This is a genomic window from Comamonas sp. FUJ_7 (assembly GCF_057369555.1).
Window position 1 is genome coordinate 48,881 of record NZ_JBXXZI010000003.1, and the last position, 22,455, is coordinate 71,335.

A 22,455-nucleotide genomic window follows, 5' to 3' on the forward strand; every position below is an offset into this window, starting at 1 on the left:
ACACCGCCAGTCGATTCGCCGCCAAGCCCCTACCGCAGGACGAGCAATCCGGGCACACTGCAGCCATGGCGGCAGAGCAGCTTTTTCCCCACTTCCCTTCGGATCTCGCTTCGGCTGTACAGCCCCCTCCTGCTGGCCCGGTTTCTAGCATCGGGCAAACCGGGCTGCTGCTCAGCGGTGGTGGCGCCCGCGCCGCCTACCAGGTGGGCGTGTTGGCACATATTGCCGAGCTGCGCCGATCACGAGGCTTGCGAGACGCCCCCAACCCTTTTCCCATACTTGCAGGCACATCAGCTGGCGCCATTAATGTGGCCGCCCTGGCCTGCCATGCCGATGCCTTTGACAGCGCCGTACAGCGCATGCTGCACGTCTGGGGCCATATGCACACCGAGCAGATTTACCAGGCCGACTCTCTGAGCATGCTGCGCAGCGGCGCTCACTGGCTGACCCTGCTGTCCCTGGGCTGGGCACTGGCCCGCTGGAGCCGTATGCGGCCACGCTCGCTGCTGGACAACTCGCCGCTCAAAGCGCTGATGAACAGCGCGCTCATGCCCTTTGAGCGCATTCCCCAACTTATAGAGAGCGGGCACTTGCATGCACTGGCCATCACGGCATCCAGCTACAGCAGCGGCCAGCACATCACCTTCTTTCAGTCCCGCGAGGCCCTGAACCCCTGGGTGCGCGATCAGCGCAAAGCCGCGCAGACACAGCTCACGGCAGACCACCTGCTGGCCTCCTCTGCCCTGCCTTTTATCTTTCCCGCCACTGCCCTGCCCATTGATGGTCATCTGGAGTACTTCGGTGACGGCTCCATGCGCCAGACAGCCCCCCTCGCGCCAGCCATCCACCTGGGCGCAAGCAAGCTGCTGGTTGTGGGGGCCGGACGTAGGCATGAGCCCGCAGCCCCTCTGACCGCCCCCGATGCGAGCTACCCCACGCTGGCCCAAGTTGCCGGGCATGCGCTTTCCAGCATTTTTCTGGACACGCTGGCCGTGGATATAGAGCGCGCTGAGCGCATCAATCACACCTTGAGCCTGATCTCGCCCGCCGAGCGCATACACAGCCGGCTGCGCCCCATAGAACTGCTGACCATCACCCCCAGCGAGCGCATTGACGATATCGCCACCCGCCACATCGACCAGTTGCCACGGCCTGTGCGCACACTGCTGGGCACCTTGGGCGTGCGTGCAGCTGCCGGCAACCCTATGCGGGATGGCGCTTTGGCCAGCTATTTGCTTTTCGAGCAAAGCTACACCCGCGAGCTGATTGCTCTGGGTCGCAAAGATGCCATGGCCAAACAGGAAGAGCTTTGTGCCTTTCTGGGCTGGCCCGGTGCTTTGACAAATCTTGATGATGCGGCTTGAGCCGCAGCAAAAGAGAACGATACACTTTGTTTCAGACGGACTTCATTTCCTCGCCCAATCAGTGACCTCTGCCACACCACCCCTTCGTGCATCCCGCTCGCTCAAGCTTTCGCTGATCCTGCCTTTTGTCGCTCTGATTGCGCTGCTGACCTCGGCGCTGGGCATGCTCTGGTACTGGACGGGCAGCAACACCATCTCGGCCCTGTCCGAGCAGGTCATGGAAGAAAAGGTGGAGCGCATTGCACTCATCGTGCAGCAACACCTGTCTCCCTCCAATGCGGTACTGGAGGCCGCTTTTCCCGAAGAGCAGAGCACGCCAGCCGATATTCGCCCACACCTTTCTGCGCTGACCTCGCGGCTGTGGGTTGCCACGTCCTTGCACACACAGCCCAACGACTATGTGTACTACGGCAATGTGGCGGGCCAGGGCATTGGCCTCAAGCGGCTGGCCGCTGGGCAGGCGCAGTTGCGGCTCAAAACCGATGCCAGAGAGCATCGCAGCTTCTTCAGGCTTGACGCCATGGATGGAGAACCTGTTCACGAATCTACCGAAGGCAGCCTCTTCGATCCCCGCAAGCGGCTCTGGTTCAAGCTGGCGGCCGAGTCTTCCGAGCCCGTCTGGACACCGGTCTACATAGACTTCAGCGCCAAGGATCTGGTACTCACCCGCGCACGCCGCATTCTGTCGCCGCTGGGCCAGCTCGAAGGCGTGGTGGCAGCCGATATCTCGCTGCGGGCACTCAATGATTTCATCAGCCAGTTGCAGCTCAGCGAACATGGCCGAGCCTTCATCATTGAAGGTGACGGCTCGCTGATCGCAGCCACCGGCATGCCCAATATCTACCAAGGCCCCGACGGCAAGATGCAGCGCATGAGCGCGGCCAACAGCCAGGACCTGTTGATTCAGGCCGTGTACGACAAGATTCGCGACGTTTTCTCCTCCTCCCTTGCCAGCAATGCGCCGGGTACGGCTTTGCTCACCGACGCCAAAGGCAACAGCATTCGAATTGCCTATCGCCGTCTGGGCGATGGAGCTGGGCAGGAGTGGATGGCCGTGGTTGCCGTTCCGCACAAAGACATGCTGGCCGGTGTATATCGCCACATGCTGCTGGTCGGCGGCCTGGGCCTGCTGGCGCTGGTCATTGCCGTGTTCATCGGCACACGCATCTTCGGTGCCGTGGCCAACGATATGCGCTTGCTGGCACGCGCTGTGCGGCGCGTGGGTCAGGGCGAAATCGACACGCCCATCGAAGTGCAGCGCCGCGACGAAATTGGCGAACTGGCCCACAACTTTCACCGCATGCGCCACAGCCTGTTCACCGACCCGCTGACCGGCGTCAGCAACCGCAGCGCGCTGCAGCACATCCTCACCACCCTCACTCGCCCTGCTTCCGGTCAGCATGCAGCGACTCCGTTTGCGCTGCTGTTTCTCGACCTCAACCGCTTCAAACCCCTCAACGACCGCTGGGGCCATGACAACGGCGACCTGGCCCTGGCCGAAGTCGCGCTGCGCCTGCGCAACCTGCTCTCCCCCAATGATGTCGTGGCCCGTCTGGGCGGTGACGAGTTCGTCATCATCTTGCGCGGCGTCAGCGATGAGGAGCATGTACAGGCCACGCGCCTGAAGATCGATCACGCGCTGCAGCAACCGCTGAGCACCTTGCAAGGCGTCCCTGAAGATGAGGTGGTTACCGTCGGCGTCTCCATAGGCCAGGCGCTCTATCCGCGTGATGCGCAAGACCCGCAGGCCTTGCTCAAGCTGGCCGACCAGGACATGTATCGCAGCAAAGAGCCGTCGATACGCTGAAGACACACAGGACCCGCTATCAATTACAAAGCATGCTCCGCTTGCTATTCATTGAATTTCATATCATTCATATCTGAAAACAATGAAATTCAGGCGCAAGAAGCTCCTAAAAAAGAAGCATTGCGCATGCACTGCCCTCTCTGCTCAAACCCCACTAGCCCAGCCTAAGGCCAAGCCCTTCTAGAATGACGGGTTCTCTGTGAAAGCTGTTTCCTCATGACCGCACGCAAAATATTCGTCACCACCGCCCTGCCGTATGCCAACGGCAACTTCCACATCGGCCACATCATGGAATACATCCAGGCCGACACCTGGGTGCGTGCACAGCGAATGCAGGGCAATGCGGTCAACTTCGTGGGCGCCGATGATGCCCACGGCGCGCCCATCATGATTGCCGCCGAAAAGGCCGGCAAGACGCCCCAGCAATTCGTGGCCGACATCGCCGCCGGCCGCAAGCAGTACCTCGACGGCTTCCACATCGCCTTCGACAACTGGAGCAACACCGACAGCGCCGAAAACCACGAGCTGTCCAAGCAGATTTACCTGGACCTGAAGAAGGCCGGCTTCATCGAAACCCGCACCATCGAGCAGTTCTTCGACCCCGAGAAGAACATGTTCCTGCCCGACCGCTTCATCAAAGGCGAGTGCCCCCGCTGCCACGCAAAGGACCAGTACGGCGACAACTGCGAAGTCTGCGGCGCCGTCTACGCACCGACCGAGTTGATCAACCCGTTCTCGGCCCTGTCCGGCGCCAAGCCCGTGATGAAGGAGTCCGAACACTTCTTCTTCAAGCTGTCCGACCCGCGCGCCGTCGAGTTTCTGACCGAGTGGACGCAGAACGGCAAGCATGTTCAGCCTGAAGTGGCCGCCAAGATCAAGGAATGGTTTGGTGTGCGCACCAACCCCGATGGCTCGACCAGCGAAGGCCTGGACGACTGGGACATCAGCCGCGACGCGCCTTACTTCGGCATCGAGATTCCCGATGCGCCGGGCAAGTATTTCTACGTGTGGCTGGATGCGCCCGTGGGCTACCTGGCTTCGCTCAAAGAGCTGCTCAACAAGCGCGGTGAAGATTACGACGCCTATATGGCCGACCCCGATTTGGAGCAGTACCACTTCATCGGCAAGGACATCATCACCTTCCACACGCTGTTCTGGCCTGCGATGCTCAAGTTCAGCGGCCGCAAGACGCCCACCAAGATCTGCGTGCACGGCTTCATGACCGTGAACAACGGCGAGAAAATGAGCAAGAGCCGCGGCACGGGTCTGGATCCGCTCAAGTACCTGTCGCTCAAGATGAACCCCGAGTGGCTGCGCTACTACCTGGGCGCCAAGCTCAACGGCAAGAACGAAGACATCGACTTCAACCCCGAAGACTTCATGCTGCGCGTGAACTCCGACCTGATCGGCAAGTACGTCAACATCGCATCCCGTGCCGCTGGCTTCATCAGCAAGCGCTTTGACGGCAAGCTCGGCGTGGTCAGCGAAGACGGCCAGGCCGTTTTGGCAGCCCTGCGCGCGCAAAAAGACGCCATCGTTGCCGCCTATGAAGCCCGTGACACCGCCCGCGCCGCGCGCGAAATCATGCTGCTGTGCGACAAGGTCAACAGCTATGTGGACGCCAACAAGCCCTGGGAGCTGGCCAAGAAAGAAGGCATGGAGCAGCGCCTGCACGATGTGTGCAGCACCTGCATCGAAGCCTTCCGCATCCTGACCATTTATCTCAAGCCCATCCTGCCCGGCGTGGCCGCCGAAGTGGCCAACTTCCTCATCGTGCCGCCCGAGAGCTTTGCCGATGTGGTCAAGCCCCTGGGCGAAGGCCACCAGATTGGTGCCTACCAGCACCTGATGCAGCGCGTGGACCCCAAGCAGCTCGAAGCGCTGTTTGAGCCGCCCGCCGGTCAGGCCGCACCCGCTGCCGAGCCAGCCAAGGCTGAGAAGAAAGCCGCCAAGAAGGCCGAGCCCGTGATCGACCCCAACGCCCCCGGCGGCGAGCCTCTGGCCGAAACCATCGGCATTGATGACTTCGTCAAGATCGACCTGCGCATTGCCAAGATTCTGGAATGCAAAAGCGTCGAAGGCTCGACCAAGCTGCTGCAGCTGACGCTGGACGTGGGTGAAAAGGACGAAAACGGCCAGCCCAAGACCCGCAACGTCTTTAGCGGCATCAGCAGCATGTACCAACCAGAGCAACTGCAGGGCAAGCTGACGGTGATGGTCGCCAATCTGGCACCGCGCAAGATGAAGTTCGGCATCAGCGAAGGCATGGTGCTGGCAGCCAGCCACGCCGACGAAAAGGCCAACCCCGGCATCTATGTGCTGGAGCCCTTCCCCGGTGCAGCGCCCGGCATGCGTATTCATTGATAGCGATGTTTGACAAGACCTGATGCGCCGGTCTTGGCGCATTGGGTAAACTCATTGAAACGACAAAACCACAACGACAGAGTCATGCCCATCTACCGTTGCAATAAATGCGGTTTCATCTCAGAGGATTCACAAACACCCATCCATACCCAGACACCTTGTGCACGCTGCGGAACAGCATGCATGGTCTATGGAACCGTGTTTTTTGTGGAAGAGATCGTCAAGCGGCTTGCAACTGCCAGCCGTGAACTGCAGCAACTCAAGGCCAGCGTCGCTTCCTCGCCGGCAACCTCTGCAGCGAGCATGTCGTCCGCTCCCCTTCACGGGATAGAACCACTCAAACACTGGTTCACGGAGAAAAAGATCCATGCCGAATTTGATCCGTCACTCTCCGATACCAGCGGATTCTTCGACGACATGGCCACCCGAATCGGAGATGACTACGAGCTGTTTGCTGAGTTGATGGATCGCGTGCGCTATGCCTATCGCAAAAGCCACAGCAATGTGACGCTGGAGTTGGCACAGTTATCGCAAAAAGACGGGCAAGCGGTGACAAAGCTTTGCCGAGAGCTGTATGAGCACACGTTTTTTTCACGCTTTCATTATCAGAAGCCCGAAAAAATCGCCCGCCTCACTCTACAGACGGCACCCGCTATTCGCCAATTCTTTGAAGGTGGGTGGCTTGAGTGGTATGCACTCATGGCAGTTCGTCAGCAGTCTCCCAAAGCGCTTCTCGGTAGCGCAAGAAGCGTCAAGGTGAACTTCCCAAATGAAGATTTGCATGAGCTGGACGTTGTCTGCCTGCCTGAAGACAAGCAACCTATTTGTATTGAATGCAAAAGCGGTGAATTCCGCAGAGACATCGACAAATATCTGCGTCTGAGAAAGCGCTTGGACATTCCAGCCCAGCGCTTTCTGATTCTGGCTCCTGAGTTAACGCAAGAACAGGCTCAAGGGCTTAGCGCCATGTATGAGCTGAGCTTTGTCAACCTGAGCACGCTCAAGCATCACCTGCAACGACTCCTTCCTTCGCAGTAATGCGCTCTCTGAACTCCAGGCTCCTGAGGCTGTTTGCAGGAGCTTTTTTCTGTCTGGCGCTCTCGGGCTGCACCGTCATCGCAGTCACCGGTACGGCCATCAGCGTGACCGCTGGCGTGGTTGGACTGGCGGCGGATGCTGCCATTGGCACAGCCAAAATCGTCGGCAAAGGCGTGGGCAAAGCGGCCGATGCCTTGCTTGACGATGACAAAACGGATTCCAGTGGCATGAATATTCAATACCGGGACAGCGGATCATCCACCCCAGCAGAGGCACTGGAGGCGACTCCAGACAAGCCTCCGGCAACGCCATCCGCATTGCCACAGCCTCACGCTGAAAATTCATATATCACGCCAAAACCATTACTGAAATTACGCTGTCAGCTATTTATTCAATAGCAAGAAGTGCTTTTCCAAAGCCTCTGTCTGCCCTGCCAAGCACAAAGCAAGTGCATAACTAAATAACCAAAAACCTCCTGTTACACCATCGGGGTATTCGGCTTGTCGCACTGCCCCCAATTCCTAGAATTCGAGGCTGCCCACCTTGCTTGCTTCGCAGCGAATCGTGCTGCCTGTTAAAAATTTGCAGCACATCAACGTCGCCTGCGCCCAAGCATTGAGGTCATCAATCACCCGTACCGCCATGGTCGGGAAACAAGGGAGGCCCCATGCAACCGAAATCTTTGCTCACTTCAGCGCGCCCTGCGCTGTGGCTGGCGCTGGCTCTGGCAGCTCCGCTACCCAGTCTCGCGACGCCTGCCGCGACATCGCTGCGCGCTCAGGATGTAGCCGTTCTAGCTGCCAGCTGCGCCAACTGCCACGGACCCGATGGCCGCTCTACCGGCGGCATGCCCCAGTTGCGTGGCCTTCCCGAGTCCTACCTGCTTGAACGCCTGCAGGCCTTCAAGGCTGGCACGGCCAAAGATGCCACGGTGATGACGCGTCTTGCCAAGGGTTATGACGACGAACAACTCAAAGCGCTGGCCCAGTGGTTCAGCAAGAAGGGGCGCTAAATGCAGATCAATCGTCGTCAAATTCTGGGCGGTGCTGCCGCCAGCGCTGCCAGCCTGACTTTTCCCTCCATCGTGAAGGCCAAGGCCGCATCCGCCCACGTCGTTGTCGTCGGCGGCGGCTTTGGCGGAGCCACGGCTGCGCGCTATCTGCGCCAGTTTGCGCCGCATATTCAGGTCACACTGGTCGAGCCTGCCGAGCGCTTCTACACCTGCCCCTTCTCCAACCTCTATCTGGCTGGACTGCGTAGCTGGGAAAGCATTGGTCATGGCTATGACGGCCTGCGCAAAGCAGGCGTGAACATCGTTCATGCACGTGCCGACCATGTGCTGGGCGACGCCAAGCGCGTGCTGCTGTCCAACGGCCAGGCGCTGAGCTACGACAAGCTGGTGCTGTCGCCCGGCATCGATATGCGCTGGAATGCACTGGAAGGCTATGACGAGGCTGCTTCCCAGCTGGCACCCCATGCCTGGAAGGCCGGCGCGCAGACCCAGTTGCTCAAGAAGCAGCTGCAAGCCATGCCCGATGGCGGCAAGTTTGTGATGGTGATTCCTGCCAACCCCTTCCGCTGCCCGCCTGGCCCCTATGAGCGCGCAGCCATGGTGGCGCACTACTTCAAGCAGCACAAACCCAAGTCCAAAATTTTGCTGCTGGACGACAAGGATGCCTTCTCCAAGCAAGGCCTGTTCATGCAGGGCTGGAAAGCGCTGTATGGCGACATGATCGAATGGGTCAAGCAGGCCGACGACGGCAAGGTCACCCGCGTGGATGCCAAGAACCTGGAAGTGGAAAGCTCGTTCGGCACCAAGCACAAAGCCGATGTGCTCAACGTCATCCCGCCCCAAAAGGCTGGCTTCATCGCCGACCGGGCAGGTGTGACGGATGCCAGCGGCTGGGTCCCCATCAAGCCTGAGAGCTTTGAATCCACCCGGGTCAAGGACATTTATGTGCTGGGCGATGCCACCATTGCCGCGCCCATGCCCAAGTCGGGCTTTGCGGCCAATACGCAGGGCAAGGTGGCCGCTGCCGCCATTGCTGCCGAGCTGACGGGCCAGCCCCTGCACATAGCTGCCTTTGCCAACACCTGCTACAGCCTGATTGGCACGGACTACGGCATCTCGGTCGCCGGCGTCTACCGCAGCACGGCTGGCAAGCTGATTGAAGTACCGGAGTCGGGCGGCGTCAGCCCCATGGATGGCAATGCCGCCTTCCGCAAGGCCGAGGCCGACTACGGCGCAGCCTGGTACAAGGCGATCAGCGCGGATATCTGGGGTGGTTGACTGGTTCATCCCCTGAGGCGCTTTGCGCCTTCCCCTTCTCTCTACGTGCTTCGCACTGCGGGAAGGGGACGCCACCATCGCTGCGGGACGGCCCTTGCTTGGCGGCCCTCCCCAGCGCGTCCTAAGCCGGCAGCAGCCGTATTTCAAGGCGGCACTGCCGCTTGCCTTGCTTAAGTCATCGATATGTTGTTGTGGTCTGTTTTTTTGCTGGGCATGGCTTTTGGCGTTGCCGCGCGGCTGGGGCGTTTCTGTCTGCTGCGCGGGCTGCGCCAGCAAATGGGGCGAGATACCGAAGTCGCTGCGGGCCAGACTCCTGCATTGCAGGCCTTTGCCCTGGCATTGGCCGTGGCCTTGCTGGCCTCGCAGGGGCTACAGGCTCTGGGAATGCTTGATCTGGGCCAGGCCGCCATTGCGCGGCCCAGCTTTTCCATCGCTGGCGTGCTGATTGGCGGTTTGCTGTTTGGCGTCGGCATGGTGCTGGCACGCGCCTGCGGGGCGCGCTCTCTGGTTTTGCTCGCGGGCGGCAATCTGCGCTCTCTGGTCACCATCGTATTTCTGGCGCTGGGCGCGCAACTGGCCATGACCGGCGTACTCACCCCTGTGCGACTGTGGCTGCAGACTCTGGCACCCGTCACGTTCACACACTCCACCTTGCCTGCCTATCTGCCTGCAGCAAACGGTCTGGTGCTGGCCGTACCGGCTGCGCTGCTGCTCGTGGCTTACGCCCTGTGGCGCCCTGCGCTGCGCCAGAGCCCGGTTCAACTCATCAGCGCCTTGGTTATTGGCCTGCTGGTTGCGGGGGGCTGGTGGATCACCGCACATATCAGTGTCGATGATTTTGAACCTGCCAAGCTCACATCGCTGAGTTTTATCGGCCCCATTGCCGAGAGCCTGCTGTACCTGCAACTGTCCGTGGGCCGCGAGCCAGGCATTGGTCTAGTCCTGACAGGCGGCGTGCTTGCAGGGGCCTTTGTTGTCGCACAGATCAACCGCACAGCCCGCTGGGAGAGTTTTGACACCACCGCTCGACTGGCTGCCAGCGCAGGCGGTGGTCTGTTTATGGGTTTTGGCGGCGTGCTGGCTGCAGGCTGCTCCATCGGTCAGGGGCTGACGGGGCTGTCCACACTGTCACTGGCCAGCGTACCAGCCATTACAGGCATCTTGCTGGGGGCACTGTCCGCGCTGGCTTTGCAGCGTAAAAAATAGCGCAGGCTTCACTTGGTTATTTCCTCATTCCCTCTTCAAAGCCAGCCCCTAGAATCTGCAGTTACCAGCTTTGCTTGTGCCGCGTGTCGGCTGAGAGGCTCTCCCAGAGGCTGCGTGTCATTGCACGCCGCGCCCAAGCTTGCTTCCTTCTGCTGAGTCAGCGGACGCTGCTCAGCCCCCTTCCCTCACAGGAGCAACGCTCATGCAACGTCGCCATTTCCTCTGGACTCCCCCTGCTCTCGCGCTGGGTGCCGCAACAGCCCCCGCACTGGCTGCGCCCTCCATCATCTCCAGCCAGTCCCCCATCCTGCCGCGCAAAGGCAAAGGCCCGCGCATTGTGATCTGCGGCGGTGGCTGGGGTGGCATGACTGCTGCGCGCTACCTGCGCGAGCTGATCCCCAACTCCGACGTCGTGCTGCTGGAGCGCAATGCGACCTTCTGGTCCGGCCCCATGAGCAACAAATGGCTGGTGGACATCGTGGGCACAGACTTTGTGAACCGCGACATGCTGCACCCAGCCAACCAATACGGCTACACGCTGCTGCAGACCGAAGTCACGGGCTTTGAGCGCGACAAGAAACGGGTGCGCACGGCCCATGGCCTGATCGAGTATGACTTTCTGATTCTCTCGGGCGGCATTCGCAACGACTACGAGGCCTGGTTTGGTAACGACCAGCGCGCCATCGAGCACACGCGCACGCACTTCCCCAATGCCTATATCCCCAATCAGGAGATGCTCTCGCTCAAGAGCAAGGTCAAGAACTTCAAGGGCGGCACGCTGGTGATGACGCTACCACCACCGCCCCATCGCTGCCCGCCCTCGCCCTACGAGCGCGCCTGCCTGATTGCCTGGCACATCAAGAAGAACAAGATTCCCGGCAAGATCGTCATCCTCGACCCCAAGCCCAAGATTGCCCCCATCGGCGTGGGCTACAAGCAGGCGTTTGAAGAGCTGTACGCGGACATCATCACCCATGTGCCCAATGCCGGCGTCAAGGAAGTGGACCCCTTCAACAAGCAGATCAAGACTGCAGCGGGCGACTTCAAGTTTGACGACGCCATCCTCATGCCCCCGCATCAGGCGGCCGACATGGTCTGGAAGGCCGATCTGATCGGCAAGGACGCCACCACCGGCAAGCCCACGGGCTGGGCCGATATGCACAACCGCCTGTTCCACGCCAAGACGGATGACCGCGTCTACTTTGTGGGCGACCTGATGGGAGCCATCTCGCCCCAGTTCGGCCACTACCCCAAGAGCGGCCATGTGGCTAACTACATCGGCAAGATCGTGGCCCAGAACATTGCAGAGCGCGTCTCTGGCAAGGAAGTCGTGGCGCGCCTGCCCGACAACCTCTGCTACATGATGGTCAACGGCGATCCGCAGGAAGAAATCTCGGTCAAGTTCGAGTACGAGGTGGACGCCAGCGGTCAGGTCAACCAGACCCAGATCGACATGGATGTGCGCACGCCCGATCTGGTCAAGGAAGACTTTGCCTGGATCAATGACAAGTTCAGTGATTTTTTGGGGGTCTGATCTCCTCCTGAGCGGCTTGGCCGCTTCCCCCTCTCTCGCTACGCGGGAGGGGGACGACGCCATCGCTGCGGGCCAGCCCTTGTTCGGAGTCTCCCACTTGGGCCATACCTGTTTTAACCGCTGATTGCATGCAATCATGCATTTGATAGAAGAAGAGACATGTTCAAGAACACCACCCGTAGAAGCATGGTGCTGAGCGCGGCAGCTGCAGGGGCTAGTCTGGCGCTGCCGGCTTCCGCCTTCGCCCAGGCCAGCCCTGCAGCCAAGACTCCTCTGGTCGGCCCTCTGGCCCCCAACCCGGCCGAGTTCAAAAAAATCCTGGAGCAGTTCAGCAGCGGAAAACCCACGCAGACTGAAGGCCTGCAGCTGGATGTGCCGGTGCTGGCCGACAACCCCAGCGCCGTGCCCGTCAAGGTCAAGGTGACGCTGCCCATTACCGAGCAGGACTGGTGCGAGGAGATCATCGTGCTGGCCGAACTCAACCCCTCCCCTCTGGCCTGCCGCCTGCAGTTCACCGCAGCAGCAGGCACGGCCGAAGCCGCTGTGCGCATTCGCCTGTCGCAGTCGCAAACCGTACATGCCCTGGCGCGCATGAAGAGCGGCAAAGTCTTGATCGCCAAGCAGGCAACCACAGTGGCCGCCAGCGGCTGCGGCATGTGAAAGGAATTGTGATGAGCAAACCCCCTCGCGTCTGGATCAGCAATGCCACGCCAAAGAAGGGCGAACTACTGCGCGTGCGTGCGCAGATGGAGCATGTGATGGAAAGCGGCCTGCGCACCGACCCGGCCACAGGCAAGATTCGCCCGCGCAACATCGTCAACCGCTTTGAGGCCAAGCTGGGCAACAGCTTGTTGTTCACCTGGGAGCCCGGTATTTCCATTGCCCAGAATCCCTATATCGAGTTCACCTTTATCGCCCGCGAAAGCGGCGAGCTGCACATGCTGTGGAAGGATGAGCAAGGCCAGACCGTGAGCGCGCAGAAGGCGATTACCGTCGCCTGATGAGCTCCACATCTGATAACCCCCATGCAAAAGCCCCGCACCGGTGTTGACCGGGCGGGGCTTTTTGACGAAGTCTGAGCCGCTCAGTTGCCCTGATAGCGACCAGGGCGGTGGCTGACCCACAAGAACAGACTCATGATGACCGCCGCCAGCACCGAGTAGGCCACGCGGTCAAAAGGAACGATGGCCAAGGCCAGCAGCACCACGGTGCAGTCAATCATCATCTGCACCTTGCCGGCGCGAATGCCGTAGCGGTCTTGCAGATACAGCGAGACGATGGTGGCCCCGCCCAAGCTGGAATGGTGGCGCGCCAGAAACAGGCAGCCCGACCCCATGAGCAAGCCACCGGCCACCGCTGCATACAGCGGATTCAGATAGTCAATATGGATAAAGCGCGGGCCCACATCGGCCATCAGCGCCAGCATGGCCACCGAGACAAAGGTCTTGATCGTGAACTCCGCTCCCATGCGCTTCCAGGCAAACCAGTAAAACGGCAGGTTGATGACAAAAAAGATGGCGCCAAAAGGCAGCCCCGTCACATAGTGCAGCAGGAATGCGATGCCCGCCGTGCTGCCGGTGAGCAAGCCCGCCTGCGCAAACAGCATCATGGTGATGGAGACAAACAGCGAGCCGGTGAACAGCGCCTGCGCATCTTCAAAGCGGCCATGGCGCAAGCCCAGGTTGGCTGCCACAGAGGCGGGAGCTGCATCGAGGCTGCGGGCTAGGCCAGAGCTGGCCGGAGACGATAGCGGTGCGGACATGTCAGGTAAGACAGCAAGAAAAACACCCAGGGTCTCGATAAAGACCGGGGCTGACCAGTGCGGGTAACACCGGGAACCCCTTAATTTTACGGATGGACTCATGCTTTGTGCGCATTATTTGCTGCAATGCAACAAGCAACCGCAAGAGTCTGGACTCGCTCAAGAACTGGCGACTTCAAGCATTTTCACCCTCAAACCAAGACCAGCAAAGCACTAGCAGCTATCATTTCAAAAGCAAAAGCCCTGTCTGTGCATTACAGACAGGGCTTTTGCCACACGGCCAGCTTTTAGCCGCAAGAGCGGATCAGCGCGGCTCGTCGCGCAGGCGTTCGCGGTTCATGGTGCGCAGCACACGGCCGTCGGGGCCAAAGGTCACAGTGAACTGCATCTCACGTGTGGGCGGGTCGATGTAGTTCCAGTCCCAGTCTGTTTCCTGCTTGAGCTTGTACGTCATCATCTTGGCAGGCTTGCCCAGCATGCGGCGCACCTCGTTTTCTTCCAGTCCCGGCACGATCTGGGCAAATACATGCGGAGCCAGCACCTGGCGCAGCGCACTCATCTTGCCGTCCGTGCCAATGGTGATCATGTAGTTCTTGGCACCGGCGGGCTGGCGGTTGTACTCCAGCGTATGCGAGCCATCCGCCTCCTGCCAGATGCGCTCTGGCTCACCGAATTTGGCCCGCACATCAAACTCGGTGGAAAGGCCTTCTTCCAGTTCCTTGATCTTTTGCTCATCGCAGCCCATCAGGCTCAAGGTACTGATCGCTGCAGCCGCCAGAGCGGCTGTCACACGGGAAAAAATATTCATGGGCTTGAATCACTATGATTGCCAAACAGAATGCGAATTCTGACAGCAAGACACCTTCTCAAGCAGGCCTGTTTTGCAAATGCTTGTCACCCATAGAGCCATATCCCGTGAGCGCCCCCATCGAAGAACTGTTTTCCCAATTCCACAGCGCCGCCCAGGTAGCCAGCGAACAGCACGACAAATGGCTGATCATCGACCCCGTCTACGAGCACCTGGAGACACTGCAAGCCAGCACACTGGAGCAGGTCCTGCCCCATATCCTGGCGCTGATTGAAGCCTACCCCGAGCTGGACTACGGCGGCCCCGGCCCCTTTGGCAGCCTGATCGAAGAGCATCCCATGGCCGCCTACAGCCCGGCCTTGCTGGAGTCGCTGCAGCGCCAGCCCAGCGTTCAGGTCATCGGCTGGCTCGACCGCACCATGCGCGTGAACGAAGACCTTCAGCGCGGTGACCCGAACCCGGTCGGAGCCGCCGAGTTTGCCGCGGTGCTGAAGAAAGTGATCGATTCGCCCCTGGCCTCGGACGACTGCAAGGAGTTCGCCCAACTCTGCCTCAAGGACCTGTAATCGCCCAAAGCAGGCTTTCCTCTCACGAGCGGCTAAAATCCCCGCTTCTGAGAGGTTTTACACATATGTCTTTCTTCCGCCGCCCCGACTATCGTTCCGACACCACCAACTTCATCAATGATTTGAAGAAGCAAAAGCCCGAGCTGGAAAAGCAGCAGCTGGCCGGTCGAGGTCTCCTGTGGGACAAGGATGTGAACTACGAAGTCTGGGAAGACCTGCGCGCTGGCCGTGTGGATCAAAAGCCCTACGTGTACCAGACCAACCACTCCTGATTTTCAATGAAATCGGCCTCTAGCGCTTACCCATCAAGCGCTCATAGCTCTATATTACATAGCAGACTATGAGTGAGGCTGAAGCACAGAATCTGTTGCCGGGTCAGAGCCCGGATGCACCTGATTCGTCACCGGCGGTGATTGACCAGGTGGCTTTGGCGCGTCTGTATGGCGAGCCGCTGTTTGCGCTACCGCAGGATTTGTATATCCCGCCTGAAGCGCTGGAAGTCTTCCTCGAAGCCTTTGAAGGCCCACTGGACTTGCTGCTCTATCTGATCCGCAAGCAGAACTTCAACATCCTCGACATTCCCATGCTGGATGTCACGCGCCAGTACATGGCCTATGTCGATGAGGTGCGTGGCCGCAATCTGGAGCTGGCGGCCGAATACCTGCTGATGGCCGCCATGCTCATCGAGATCAAATCTCGCATGCTGCTGCCGCCCAAGAAGCAGGAGGACGGCGAGGAAGCCGAAGACCCGCGCGCCGAGCTGGTGCGCCGCCTGCTGGAATACGAGCAGATGAAGCTGGCCGCCCAGCAACTGGGGCAGCTGCCCACTTATGGGCGCGACTTCCTCAAGGCCACGGTCTACATCGAGCAAAGCCTGCAACCGCGCTTTCCCGATGTGGAAATCAGCGAACTGCAGGCCGCCTGGCGCGACATCATGAAGCGGGCCAAGCTGGTGCAAAGCCACAAGATCACGCGCGAAGAGCTGTCGGTGCGCGAGTACATGAGCCAGATCCTCAAGCAGCTGCAAGGCCAGCGCTTTGTGGAGTTCGAGCGCATCTTCAATCCCGAAAAAGGATCGACGGTGCTGGTGGTGACCTTTATCGCCATGCTGGAGCTGGCCAAAGAGACTCTGATCGAAATCACCCAGGCAGAGGCCTATGCGCCGATTTATGTGCGTCTGGCTTACACCCCTGTGTGATTGATTTCCCCTGAGCGGCTTTGCCGCTTCCCCCAAGGGGGACGACAGCCTCGCTGCGCGGCGGCGCTTGCTGGCTGTCTCTTTGCTGGGGTGTGCCTGTTCAAACACCCCGCGTCAAAGGCTGCTCTCACATCGGTTTCGTCATCGTGGCTCTCTCCATCGAAAAAGCCTCGCATCGCGAGGCTTTTTGTTTTGCAAAGGCTCAAAGGCTTCCCCACCCGAAGGCCTGACCTTGCAATAGCGGCCGATGTGAAAGCCTGAGGCTTTCACATTCAGGCGACTTCTACTTAGAAGTTGTGGCGCATGCCGATTTCGTAGCCGGTCATGCTCTTGCCCATATTGGGTGTAGGTGCCAGCGACGAGCCCAGCTTGCGCTTGGCGTTGTCATCATTGCTCATGCGCGCCACGGCGGCGTACAGCTCAGTGCGCTTGGACAGCTTGTAGCCGTAACCCAGAGCCAGGCGCTGGGAGTCAGCGTTGTCGCTCTTCTTGTCCTTGTACCAGGAGTAAGCAGCGCGCAATTCACCAGCACCCAAAGGCAGCTTCACACCCACGCTGTACAAATCCACGCGCTTGTTGTTGCCGCGCTCAGAGGCCAGCAGCAGCATCGGTGTGATGGCACCAAACTTGTAGGAAGCGCCCAGGTTGAAGTTCTTGTAGTCCACACCCACAGCGGCAGTACCGCCCTTTGCAATGCCGTAGGCTGCTGCAACATTCAGAGGACCGTTGGCATAGCCAAGGCGCAGGCCGGTAGAGCTGGCCAGGCTATGGTCGCCAGCTTGCTCACCAAAGCTATGTGTCAGCTGACCATAGACGCCGCCCAGCTTGGGCAGCAGATAGGTGATGGCGTTGGAGTTGCGCTTGGGATTGGAGCCTTCCGATGTGCCTTCGGCCGAGCTGCTGATCAGGTTGTGGCCATTGATGGCACCCATGCCGGTGTCGCCAAAGGCATGGAAGGTTTCCAGGTTCTGATAGGCGGGCGTCTTGTCGCGGCCCAGACGCACTTCACCGAAGTTGCCCAGCAGACTGACCGTGGAGCGGCGATCGAACTTGAAACCAGCGGCTGTACCGTCGTCCACGCTGATGCTGCCTTCCAACCAGAAGCCCGCCTTCAGGCCACCACCGAGGTCTTCCACACCGCGAAAGCCCAGGCGGCTGCTGGAATTGCCGCCGTTGGCGAGACCGGAGACGCTCTTGCCAGAAGTGGAAATGTGAGCCACAGACACGTCGGCCACACCGAAAACGGTCACGCTGGACTGGGCCAGGGCAGTGGCAGATGCGCTCAGGGCGGCAAGGGCAAGAAGAGTTCGTTTCATACGGTTCACTGTGTTGGTAGAAATGAGAAAGTCCAGGCAATACCACTGTGGCCAGCCTTGGCCAGGGCCCTGCCTGGGACTGAAGTCATTAAACAAAGTGAAAATGAAACATTAGTTACAACCCTGGGGTTGACCGAAAAACAACAGCTGCACCGTCAGTCTCTGGGCCAGCCTTCATCAACCGCTGGCAGTGCCATCGACATTTGGAATGCTGCTTTGCAGCACTGCGCTGCCAATGCCCTCAACGAACTACATGGTTTTCACCGATCGCATTTAGACTTGCGTGATTTTTGCAGGCACAGACCTGCACCATTCAACTAACACGCAAAGCGCCACAGAGAGACAAGATCATGTTCCGCACCCTGCTCAAATCCAAGATTCACCGTGTCAAGACCACTCAGTGCGAACTGCACTACGAAGGTTCCTGCGCCATTGACGAAGATCTGCTGGATGCGGCCAATATTGCCGAAAACGAACAAGTCCATATCTGGAACATCGACAACGGCGAACGCTTTGTGACTTACGCCATCAAGGGCGAGCGCGGCACCGGCATGATTTCCGTCAACGGCTCCGCTGCACGCCGCGCCAGCGTGGGCGACTTGCTCATCATTGCGGCTTTTGCCCAGGTGCATGAAAAAGATGTGGCCGAGCACCAGCCTCAGCTGGTGTTTGTGAACGAGCAGAACCAGCAAGTCGAGTTGCGCCACAAAGTGCCAACCCAGATGCTGTAATGCACGGTATCTGTCCTTGAGCGAAAGCACACCATGCCCCATCTGCATATTGAATACACCGATAACCTGAGCGGCCTGAACGAGCGCGAGCTGATGCGAGAAATCAACGCCGTGGTCTGCGCACACCCCACCGTGCCCGACGAAGCCGATGTGAAGGCGCGCATTGCGTGCCTGGACATGAACAAGGTCTACATCGGCAACCAGCCCGACAATCGTGGCTTTGTCCATGTGGAGCTGAAGCTGATGGCCGGCCGCAGCACCGAGGCCAAAAAGCAGATGTCGGATGGCATCGCTGAAGTGCTGCGCCGCGTGGTACCCCACCCTGCAGGCGTCATGGTGCAGCTGAGCGTGGACATTGCCGACATGGACAAGGCCACCTACTTCAAAGGTCGCCTGTAAGCCTCCCGCTTTTCCCTGAAATCACAACGCCCGCAGCCTGTGCTTGCGGGCGTTGTGATTTCAGGGCTATGGATTTGAGATAAAAACAACCTCTACCGCATACCCCACAAGCGCAAGAAGCTCTCAAATCATGAGCAAAACCGATACTCGCCCCCGCTGCCCCAACTGCCTGCGAGCACTGCGCACCTGTGTCTGCCCGCTGGCCCAAGCGATCGAGCATCAGGTTGAAGTGCTGATTCTCATGCACCCCCAGGAAGTGCATGAAGCCAAGGGAACAGGACACTTATTACATCTATGCCTGCCGCACAGCCGCATCCTGGTGGGTGAAAAATTCGATGATGCAGAACTTGGGCAGGCACTGCATGGCAGCTGGAGCCATCCAGAGCCACGCCATTGCCTGCTGCTCTACCCTGACACCCTGGAGCAAGATAGCGCTCTGGGCCTGGCACAGGCTGGCGCTTTGCCCAAGCCCTGGCCGCACGCACCGGAGCACCTGCGGCTGGTGGTTATTGATGGCACCTGGCGCAAAAGCCGCAAGATGCTCTACCTCAACCCGGCTTTGCAAGCTCTGCCCCGCATAGCGCTGCAGGATGCCGGGGATTCTGGCTACGCCATCCGCAAGGCACATTTGCCTGGCCAGCTCTCCAGCTTTGAGGCTGCAAGCATGGCACTGGCTCACCTGCAGAGCTGGCCCGCAGATGCGCCAGCTGTTACGGGCTTGAAGCAGGTTTTTGAGCGCTTTGTGGCGCAGCAAATGCAGCTGCGCCAAAGCCATCAGGCACTCCAGAGAGCGCCTGATGAGCTGGGGTCTTTCGAGCTGAGTAGTCCGGATAAAGAATAGAGCTGACTGAACGGATTTAGTGCTTGTTCGCCAGCAGTTCGGGCACATCGTCAGGCTTGCCAGAATCGGCCACCAGCGCGGGGCTGCTGCGCTCTGCCTTGGGACGCTTACGCTCTGTGTCGCCATCATTGGCGCTCAAGCTGTCTCGGGTGTTTTTCTGCACGGCAATCGCACCAAACAGGGCCAGCGAAAACGCCATGACATAAAAGCCTTTTTCGCTCAGCTCCAGCGTGGCGTTGAACAAGCCCATGCCCAGCAGCACCACGGCAATCAACAACGCCACCCAGCTGATGCCGTAGTAAATACCGGTCACGGCAATGCCTTCGAGCTTGTCACGCACGGTTTTTTGCAGAGAGATCGCCGCGTACAGGCCCAGCACCAGCACGGCCAAGTAAAAGCCTTTTTCATTGAGCTGCATGCCCGCATTCCACAGCCCGACCAGAAAGGCAACGATACCCAGCAGCAATGCAGCCCAGGATGCGCCGACAAAAGCGGAAGAAGGCTTGTGGCTGGTGATGGTTTGAGAGTTCATGAGCTTGCCTCAGAAGTTGTAGTGGGCGAATCCTAAAAACTCGCTCCCTACACACCATCACTTTCTGTGCAAGGTATCTTCAATTGATACCTGCAGCCCTATTTTTTATCTCTCACCTTCGGCAAGCGAAGGTTTAATCTTCATCTCCCGCGTCGTCCCCATCCATGGCGGCGTTCAAGGCTTCCTGCACATGAGGGGGCATGCCGTCCTCCCAGCCCTGCTCGTCAACATAGGCATAGATATCCGGCTGCTCGCCGGGAACAGCCTGCAGCATGACCGCAGGAATCTGCCACTGGGCTTCGCTTCCCTTCACGGCCTCGCTGGTCCAGTCGTAGCCGGGGTGCTTTTCGTCGCCCGTGGGAGAGGCCAGGTCATTGGCCGGGTCCCAGCCTATGGTCGCCGGCGCCAGCTTGCCCTGCTCAAAGCGCTGACTCAGCGCATGGACACGCGCCCAGCCTTTGCGGTTGATGCTTGGCACCTTGTCTTGAGAAGCGTAATGCTGAAAGTAGCCTGGCTGCTGATACCAGTACAGCGCCTTGGCCACTGCAGGCTCCAGCTTGGGGTGCTTGCTGATCCAGTCCGGCAATGCGCTGCCGTTGTCATAGTTCATGGTGGTGACCACTGCCAGCCACTGCAGCGCACTGGCAGTGTCCAGAAACTCCTTCATCAGGTCCAGATAAAGCGCCTCAAAGTCATCGTCATCCATGGTGGTGATTCCTGCTGGTTAGCAATGTCCGCACAATAACAACCCCCGCTTAGCCGAGCAAACGTGCATCCAGCCAGCCACGCAAGCTATTGATGAACGCCCAGGCCGTCGCCCGGCGGGCATCCTCCAGCGTCACGATCTGCTCCTGCAAGCGCCCTTGCGAAAGCGCCAATGCGCGCCCCACGCCGGGCAACAGTCCGCACTGCAGTGGCGGCGTGACCCAGCGCCCATCCAGCTGCAAAGCAATATTGCCGCGCGTACCCTCGGTGATCTGAGCGTCTTCGTTAAAAAGCACGGTGTCAAAAATCCCTGCCCCCTGGGGAGCGAACGCGCTGTAATGCTGCCGCACCGAAGTCTTGAAGCGCACCACATCGCTATGTGCCACGGCATTGGCAATCGGCTCTCTGGCCAGTTGCAGCACTACCGGCTCTGCACTGGGCGTCAATGCTTCGACCGTGAACTGCACGGCGCCGCTGACCGAAAGTGCCAGACGCACACGCCAGTCTCCCAGCGGGTAAAGCTGCTGCGCCAGCCGCTGCATATCGGCTTCCAGCTGCATTTGCATCAGCGGGTAGCGAAAGTGCTGTGCCGTAATCTGCAAACGCGCCCAATGCAAAGGCCAGTTCTGCCACTGCCCATCCTTGAGGGCCAGGGTTTCGAGAATTTCAAAATTCGTGCTCATGCGCCCTCTCCTTGCTCCAGCACATTCAGAAAGGCCTGCTTGTGCTGCCACTCCATCCACTCACCCGCCGCATTGGCGCTGGCCGTGATACCACTACCAATACCGCAACGAAGACGTCCATTTTTCAGCACGACGGTGCGAATCGGGACATTGAACGTGGCATGAATACGCCCGGGGGCAGCTCCTGGCCGCACCACGCCCAGTGCACCGCAGTACACACCTCGCGGCTCTGGCTCCAGTTCACGAATCAGTCGCATGGCCTGGCGCTTGGGCGCCCCTGTGATCGAGCCACAGGGGAACAAGGCCGCAAACACATCCGCCAAGCGCACCTCCTCACGGGTACGAGCCACCACGTCTGAGGTCATCTGCCAGACTGCGGGCAGGGGCTGAACCTGAAACAGCTGCGGCACCTTCACACTGTGTGGCACGGCAATGCGCGAGAGGTCATTGCGCAGCAGGTCCACAATCATCACGTTCTCGGCCCTCTCCTTGGCCGATTGGCGCATGGTCTGTGCCGCCAAGGCATCCGCTTCAGGGGTCTTGCCGCGGGCGGCCGTCCCTTTCATGGGGCGGGTCAGAATCTGCTCACCGTCCCAGTCAAAGAACAACTCAGGCGATACGGAAAGCACCTGCATCTCACCGCTGTCTATCAAGGCTGCATAGCCGCCGGGCTGAGCCTGCTGCAGCCGCGCAAAAATGGCTTGTGCCACAGCAGAAGTGTCAACACCGGAAACCTCACCCAGCTCTGCCAGCAAGGGGGCTGTGTAATTGATTTGGTAGCACTCGCCTGCTGCGATGGCCGCATGAATGCGCGCCACATCGGCATCAAACTGCCCACGCTCCAGCGCGGCTTGCCAGCGCATGGGAGCAAGCCGAATCTCTGGGACTGAAGCTGGAGCGACCTCCGCCACCAAGGGTGCTCTATGCACGCCAAACCAGGCCAAGGGCTGCCCCGGTGAAGCCGCATGCACAGCCGCAGCATAAGCACGGTCAAAAGCGCCGGCAGCCTCATAAGCCAGCCAGCCCACACACCACAGACCACGCTCTGCGGCTTGCTGCGCGGCCTCGAGCACAGCCGGGACCTCCTGAGGGCGGTGTGCCTGCAAAACAGCCTCCGGCACGCCAAAGCCATGCTGAATGCGGGCATCACTCTGATGCCAGGGTGCGGTGAAATCAAGAACGGTTTTCAAGTCAAATCGCTTGCAAGCGCACTATCAATAAGCGCTCCATGCTATCAAGCTTGAGTCAACCTCTCCAGAGTCAAACACCCATAAAAAAGCGCGCTGCTGGCCCCAGGCCGTCAGCGCGCAT

At 59.6% G+C, this 22,455-nt stretch carries 24 protein-coding genes; 17 read left to right on the top strand and 7 right to left on the bottom strand.

The window, feature by feature from the left end; translation table 11 throughout:
- The first annotated feature begins 65 nt into the window (after positions 1-65).
- The 11 genes from AC2I9W_RS05655 (at position 66) to soxZ (ending at position 12,604) form a co-directional block, all read left to right on the top strand.
- Positions 66-1,364, top strand: coding sequence for a patatin-like phospholipase family protein (locus AC2I9W_RS05655; RefSeq protein ID WP_486409043.1), 1,299 nt, complete (start codon positions 66-68; stop codon positions 1,362-1,364).
- A 61-nt stretch (positions 1,365-1,425) separates the two neighbouring features.
- Positions 1,426-3,171: a bifunctional diguanylate cyclase/phosphodiesterase gene (locus AC2I9W_RS05660; RefSeq protein ID WP_486409044.1), complete on the top strand. Its 1,746-nt coding sequence runs from the start codon at positions 1,426-1,428 to the stop codon at positions 3,169-3,171.
- Positions 3,172-3,387: 216 nt separating this feature from the next.
- Positions 3,388-5,535 carry a methionine--tRNA ligase gene (metG, locus tag AC2I9W_RS05665; RefSeq protein WP_486409045.1) on the top strand — a complete coding sequence of 716 codons (2,148 nt, stop codon included), beginning with the start codon at positions 3,388-3,390 and terminating at the stop codon, positions 5,533-5,535.
- A gap of 84 nt (positions 5,536-5,619) precedes the next feature.
- Entirely contained in the window at positions 5,620-6,573 is a 954-nt protein-coding gene (locus AC2I9W_RS05670) for a hypothetical protein (RefSeq protein ID WP_486409046.1), read from the top strand.
- Positions 6,573-6,971, top strand: a complete 399-nt coding sequence (locus tag AC2I9W_RS05675) for a hypothetical protein (protein ID WP_486409047.1) — start codon at positions 6,573-6,575, stop codon at positions 6,969-6,971. Before AC2I9W_RS05670 ends, AC2I9W_RS05675 begins: the two co-directional genes overlap by 1 nt.
- Positions 6,972-7,240: 269 nt before the next feature.
- On the top strand, positions 7,241-7,585 hold the full coding sequence (locus AC2I9W_RS05680) for a c-type cytochrome (protein WP_486409048.1): 345 nt from the start codon (positions 7,241-7,243) through the stop codon (positions 7,583-7,585).
- Positions 7,586-8,863: an FCSD flavin-binding domain-containing protein gene (locus AC2I9W_RS05685; RefSeq protein ID WP_486409049.1), complete on the top strand. Its 1,278-nt coding sequence runs from the start codon at positions 7,586-7,588 to the stop codon at positions 8,861-8,863.
- A 183-nt stretch (positions 8,864-9,046) separates the two neighbouring features.
- Positions 9,047-10,069, top strand: a complete 1,023-nt coding sequence (locus tag AC2I9W_RS05690; protein WP_486409050.1) for a YeeE/YedE thiosulfate transporter family protein — start codon at positions 9,047-9,049, stop codon at positions 10,067-10,069.
- Positions 10,070-10,271: 202 nt separating this feature from the next.
- Positions 10,272-11,603 (top strand): FAD-dependent oxidoreductase, encoded by a 1,332-nt coding sequence (locus tag AC2I9W_RS05695; RefSeq protein ID WP_486409051.1) that lies wholly within the window; start codon positions 10,272-10,274, stop codon positions 11,601-11,603.
- Positions 11,604-11,762: 159 nt separating this feature from the next.
- Positions 11,763-12,263: a thiosulfate oxidation carrier protein SoxY gene (locus tag AC2I9W_RS05700; RefSeq protein WP_486409052.1), complete on the top strand. Its 501-nt coding sequence runs from the start codon at positions 11,763-11,765 to the stop codon at positions 12,261-12,263.
- Between the two features lie 11 nt (positions 12,264-12,274).
- Positions 12,275-12,604: a thiosulfate oxidation carrier complex protein SoxZ gene (gene soxZ / locus AC2I9W_RS05705; protein WP_486409053.1), complete on the top strand. Its 330-nt coding sequence runs from the start codon at positions 12,275-12,277 to the stop codon at positions 12,602-12,604.
- An 83-nt stretch (positions 12,605-12,687) separates the two neighbouring features.
- Here soxZ and AC2I9W_RS05710 read toward each other — a convergent pair whose 3' ends face one another.
- Together AC2I9W_RS05710 and AC2I9W_RS05715 are read right to left on the bottom strand one after the other, a co-directional pair.
- Entirely contained in the window at positions 12,688-13,395 is a 708-nt protein-coding gene (locus tag AC2I9W_RS05710; protein ID WP_486409299.1) for a YitT family protein, read from the bottom strand.
- A gap of 274 nt (positions 13,396-13,669) precedes the next feature.
- Positions 13,670-14,173: an outer membrane protein assembly factor BamE gene (locus tag AC2I9W_RS05715; RefSeq protein ID WP_486409054.1), complete on the bottom strand. Its 504-nt coding sequence runs from the start codon at positions 14,171-14,173 to the stop codon at positions 13,670-13,672.
- 107 nt (positions 14,174-14,280) lie between these two features.
- On the opposite strand from AC2I9W_RS05715, the gene AC2I9W_RS05720 reads away from it, so the two are divergent.
- From AC2I9W_RS05720 to AC2I9W_RS05730, 3 genes are all read left to right on the top strand, one after another.
- Positions 14,281-14,739, top strand: a complete 459-nt coding sequence (locus AC2I9W_RS05720; RefSeq protein WP_486409055.1) for a hypothetical protein — start codon at positions 14,281-14,283, stop codon at positions 14,737-14,739.
- Positions 14,740-14,804: 65 nt separating this feature from the next.
- Positions 14,805-15,011, top strand: a complete 207-nt coding sequence (locus tag AC2I9W_RS05725) for a DUF3460 family protein (protein WP_486409056.1) — start codon at positions 14,805-14,807, stop codon at positions 15,009-15,011.
- Positions 15,012-15,079: 68 nt separating this feature from the next.
- A complete protein-coding gene (locus AC2I9W_RS05730) occupies positions 15,080-15,937 on the top strand; it encodes a segregation and condensation protein A (protein WP_486409057.1) in 858 nt (285 codons plus the stop codon).
- 287 nt (positions 15,938-16,224) lie between these two features.
- Here AC2I9W_RS05730 and AC2I9W_RS05735 read toward each other — a convergent pair whose 3' ends face one another.
- Positions 16,225-17,253: a porin gene (locus AC2I9W_RS05735; protein ID WP_486409058.1), complete on the bottom strand. Its 1,029-nt coding sequence runs from the start codon at positions 17,251-17,253 to the stop codon at positions 16,225-16,227.
- 350 nt (positions 17,254-17,603) lie between these two features.
- On the opposite strand from AC2I9W_RS05735, the gene panD reads away from it, so the two are divergent.
- The 3 genes from panD (at position 17,604) to AC2I9W_RS05750 (ending at position 19,224) form a co-directional block, all read left to right on the top strand.
- Positions 17,604-17,984 carry an aspartate 1-decarboxylase gene (gene panD / locus AC2I9W_RS05740; protein WP_158393201.1) on the top strand — a complete coding sequence of 127 codons (381 nt, stop codon included), beginning with the start codon at positions 17,604-17,606 and terminating at the stop codon, positions 17,982-17,984.
- A 33-nt stretch (positions 17,985-18,017) separates the two neighbouring features.
- A complete protein-coding gene (locus AC2I9W_RS05745; RefSeq protein WP_486409059.1) occupies positions 18,018-18,383 on the top strand; it encodes a 5-carboxymethyl-2-hydroxymuconate Delta-isomerase in 366 nt (121 codons plus the stop codon).
- 130 nt (positions 18,384-18,513) lie between these two features.
- Positions 18,514-19,224: a tRNA-uridine aminocarboxypropyltransferase gene (locus tag AC2I9W_RS05750; protein ID WP_486409060.1), complete on the top strand. Its 711-nt coding sequence runs from the start codon at positions 18,514-18,516 to the stop codon at positions 19,222-19,224.
- Between the two features lie 16 nt (positions 19,225-19,240).
- On the opposite strand, the gene yiaA is transcribed toward AC2I9W_RS05750, so the two are convergent.
- The 4 genes from yiaA to pabB form a co-directional block, all read right to left on the bottom strand.
- Positions 19,241-19,756, bottom strand: coding sequence for an inner membrane protein YiaA (gene yiaA, locus AC2I9W_RS05755; protein WP_486409061.1), 516 nt, complete (start codon positions 19,754-19,756; stop codon positions 19,241-19,243).
- Between the two features lie 133 nt (positions 19,757-19,889).
- Positions 19,890-20,462, bottom strand: a complete 573-nt coding sequence (locus AC2I9W_RS05760; RefSeq protein WP_486409062.1) for a DUF4274 domain-containing protein — start codon at positions 20,460-20,462, stop codon at positions 19,890-19,892.
- Positions 20,463-20,511: 49 nt separating this feature from the next.
- Positions 20,512-21,144 carry an aminotransferase class IV gene (locus AC2I9W_RS05765; RefSeq protein WP_486409063.1) on the bottom strand — a complete coding sequence of 211 codons (633 nt, stop codon included), beginning with the start codon at positions 21,142-21,144 and terminating at the stop codon, positions 20,512-20,514.
- Complete coding sequence (gene pabB, locus AC2I9W_RS05770; RefSeq protein ID WP_486409064.1) at positions 21,141-22,334, bottom strand: aminodeoxychorismate synthase component I; 1,194 nt, start codon at positions 22,332-22,334, stop codon at positions 21,141-21,143. The genes AC2I9W_RS05765 and pabB overlap by 4 nt, the downstream gene beginning before the upstream one ends.
- Positions 22,335-22,455 lie beyond the last annotated feature (121 nt).

What these genes read in the sequence shown, in the direction of transcription:
- AC2I9W_RS05655 (WP_486409043.1), top strand. Translation starts at nt 66, where the DNA reads ATGGCGGCAGAGCAGCTTTTTCCCCACTTCCCTTCGGATCTCGCTTCG.
- metG (WP_486409045.1), top strand. Translation starts at nt 3,388, where the DNA reads ATGACCGCACGCAAAATATTCGTCACCACCGCCCTGCCGTATGCCAAC.
- AC2I9W_RS05670 (WP_486409046.1), top strand. Translation starts at nt 5,620, where the DNA reads ATGCCCATCTACCGTTGCAATAAATGCGGTTTCATCTCAGAGGATTCA.
- AC2I9W_RS05675 (WP_486409047.1), top strand. Translation starts at nt 6,573, where the DNA reads ATGCGCTCTCTGAACTCCAGGCTCCTGAGGCTGTTTGCAGGAGCTTTT.
- AC2I9W_RS05680 (WP_486409048.1), top strand. Translation starts at nt 7,241, where the DNA reads ATGCAACCGAAATCTTTGCTCACTTCAGCGCGCCCTGCGCTGTGGCTG.
- AC2I9W_RS05685 (WP_486409049.1), top strand. Translation starts at nt 7,586, where the DNA reads ATGCAGATCAATCGTCGTCAAATTCTGGGCGGTGCTGCCGCCAGCGCT.
- AC2I9W_RS05690 (WP_486409050.1), top strand. Translation starts at nt 9,047, where the DNA reads ATGTTGTTGTGGTCTGTTTTTTTGCTGGGCATGGCTTTTGGCGTTGCC.
- AC2I9W_RS05695 (WP_486409051.1), top strand. Translation starts at nt 10,272, where the DNA reads ATGCAACGTCGCCATTTCCTCTGGACTCCCCCTGCTCTCGCGCTGGGT.
- AC2I9W_RS05700 (WP_486409052.1), top strand. Translation starts at nt 11,763, where the DNA reads ATGTTCAAGAACACCACCCGTAGAAGCATGGTGCTGAGCGCGGCAGCT.
- soxZ (WP_486409053.1), top strand. Translation starts at nt 12,275, where the DNA reads ATGAGCAAACCCCCTCGCGTCTGGATCAGCAATGCCACGCCAAAGAAG.
- AC2I9W_RS05715 (WP_486409054.1), bottom strand. Translation starts at nt 14,173, where the DNA reads ATGAATATTTTTTCCCGTGTGACAGCCGCTCTGGCGGCTGCAGCGATC.
- AC2I9W_RS05725 (WP_486409056.1), top strand. Translation starts at nt 14,805, where the DNA reads ATGTCTTTCTTCCGCCGCCCCGACTATCGTTCCGACACCACCAACTTC.
- AC2I9W_RS05730 (WP_486409057.1), top strand. Translation starts at nt 15,080, where the DNA reads ATGAGTGAGGCTGAAGCACAGAATCTGTTGCCGGGTCAGAGCCCGGAT.
- AC2I9W_RS05735 (WP_486409058.1), bottom strand. Translation starts at nt 17,253, where the DNA reads ATGAAACGAACTCTTCTTGCCCTTGCCGCCCTGAGCGCATCTGCCACT.
- panD (WP_158393201.1), top strand. Translation starts at nt 17,604, where the DNA reads ATGTTCCGCACCCTGCTCAAATCCAAGATTCACCGTGTCAAGACCACT.
- AC2I9W_RS05745 (WP_486409059.1), top strand. Translation starts at nt 18,018, where the DNA reads ATGCCCCATCTGCATATTGAATACACCGATAACCTGAGCGGCCTGAAC.
- AC2I9W_RS05750 (WP_486409060.1), top strand. Translation starts at nt 18,514, where the DNA reads ATGAGCAAAACCGATACTCGCCCCCGCTGCCCCAACTGCCTGCGAGCA.
- yiaA (WP_486409061.1), bottom strand. Translation starts at nt 19,756, where the DNA reads ATGAACTCTCAAACCATCACCAGCCACAAGCCTTCTTCCGCTTTTGTC.
- AC2I9W_RS05760 (WP_486409062.1), bottom strand. Translation starts at nt 20,462, where the DNA reads ATGGATGACGATGACTTTGAGGCGCTTTATCTGGACCTGATGAAGGAG.
- AC2I9W_RS05765 (WP_486409063.1), bottom strand. Translation starts at nt 21,144, where the DNA reads ATGAGCACGAATTTTGAAATTCTCGAAACCCTGGCCCTCAAGGATGGG.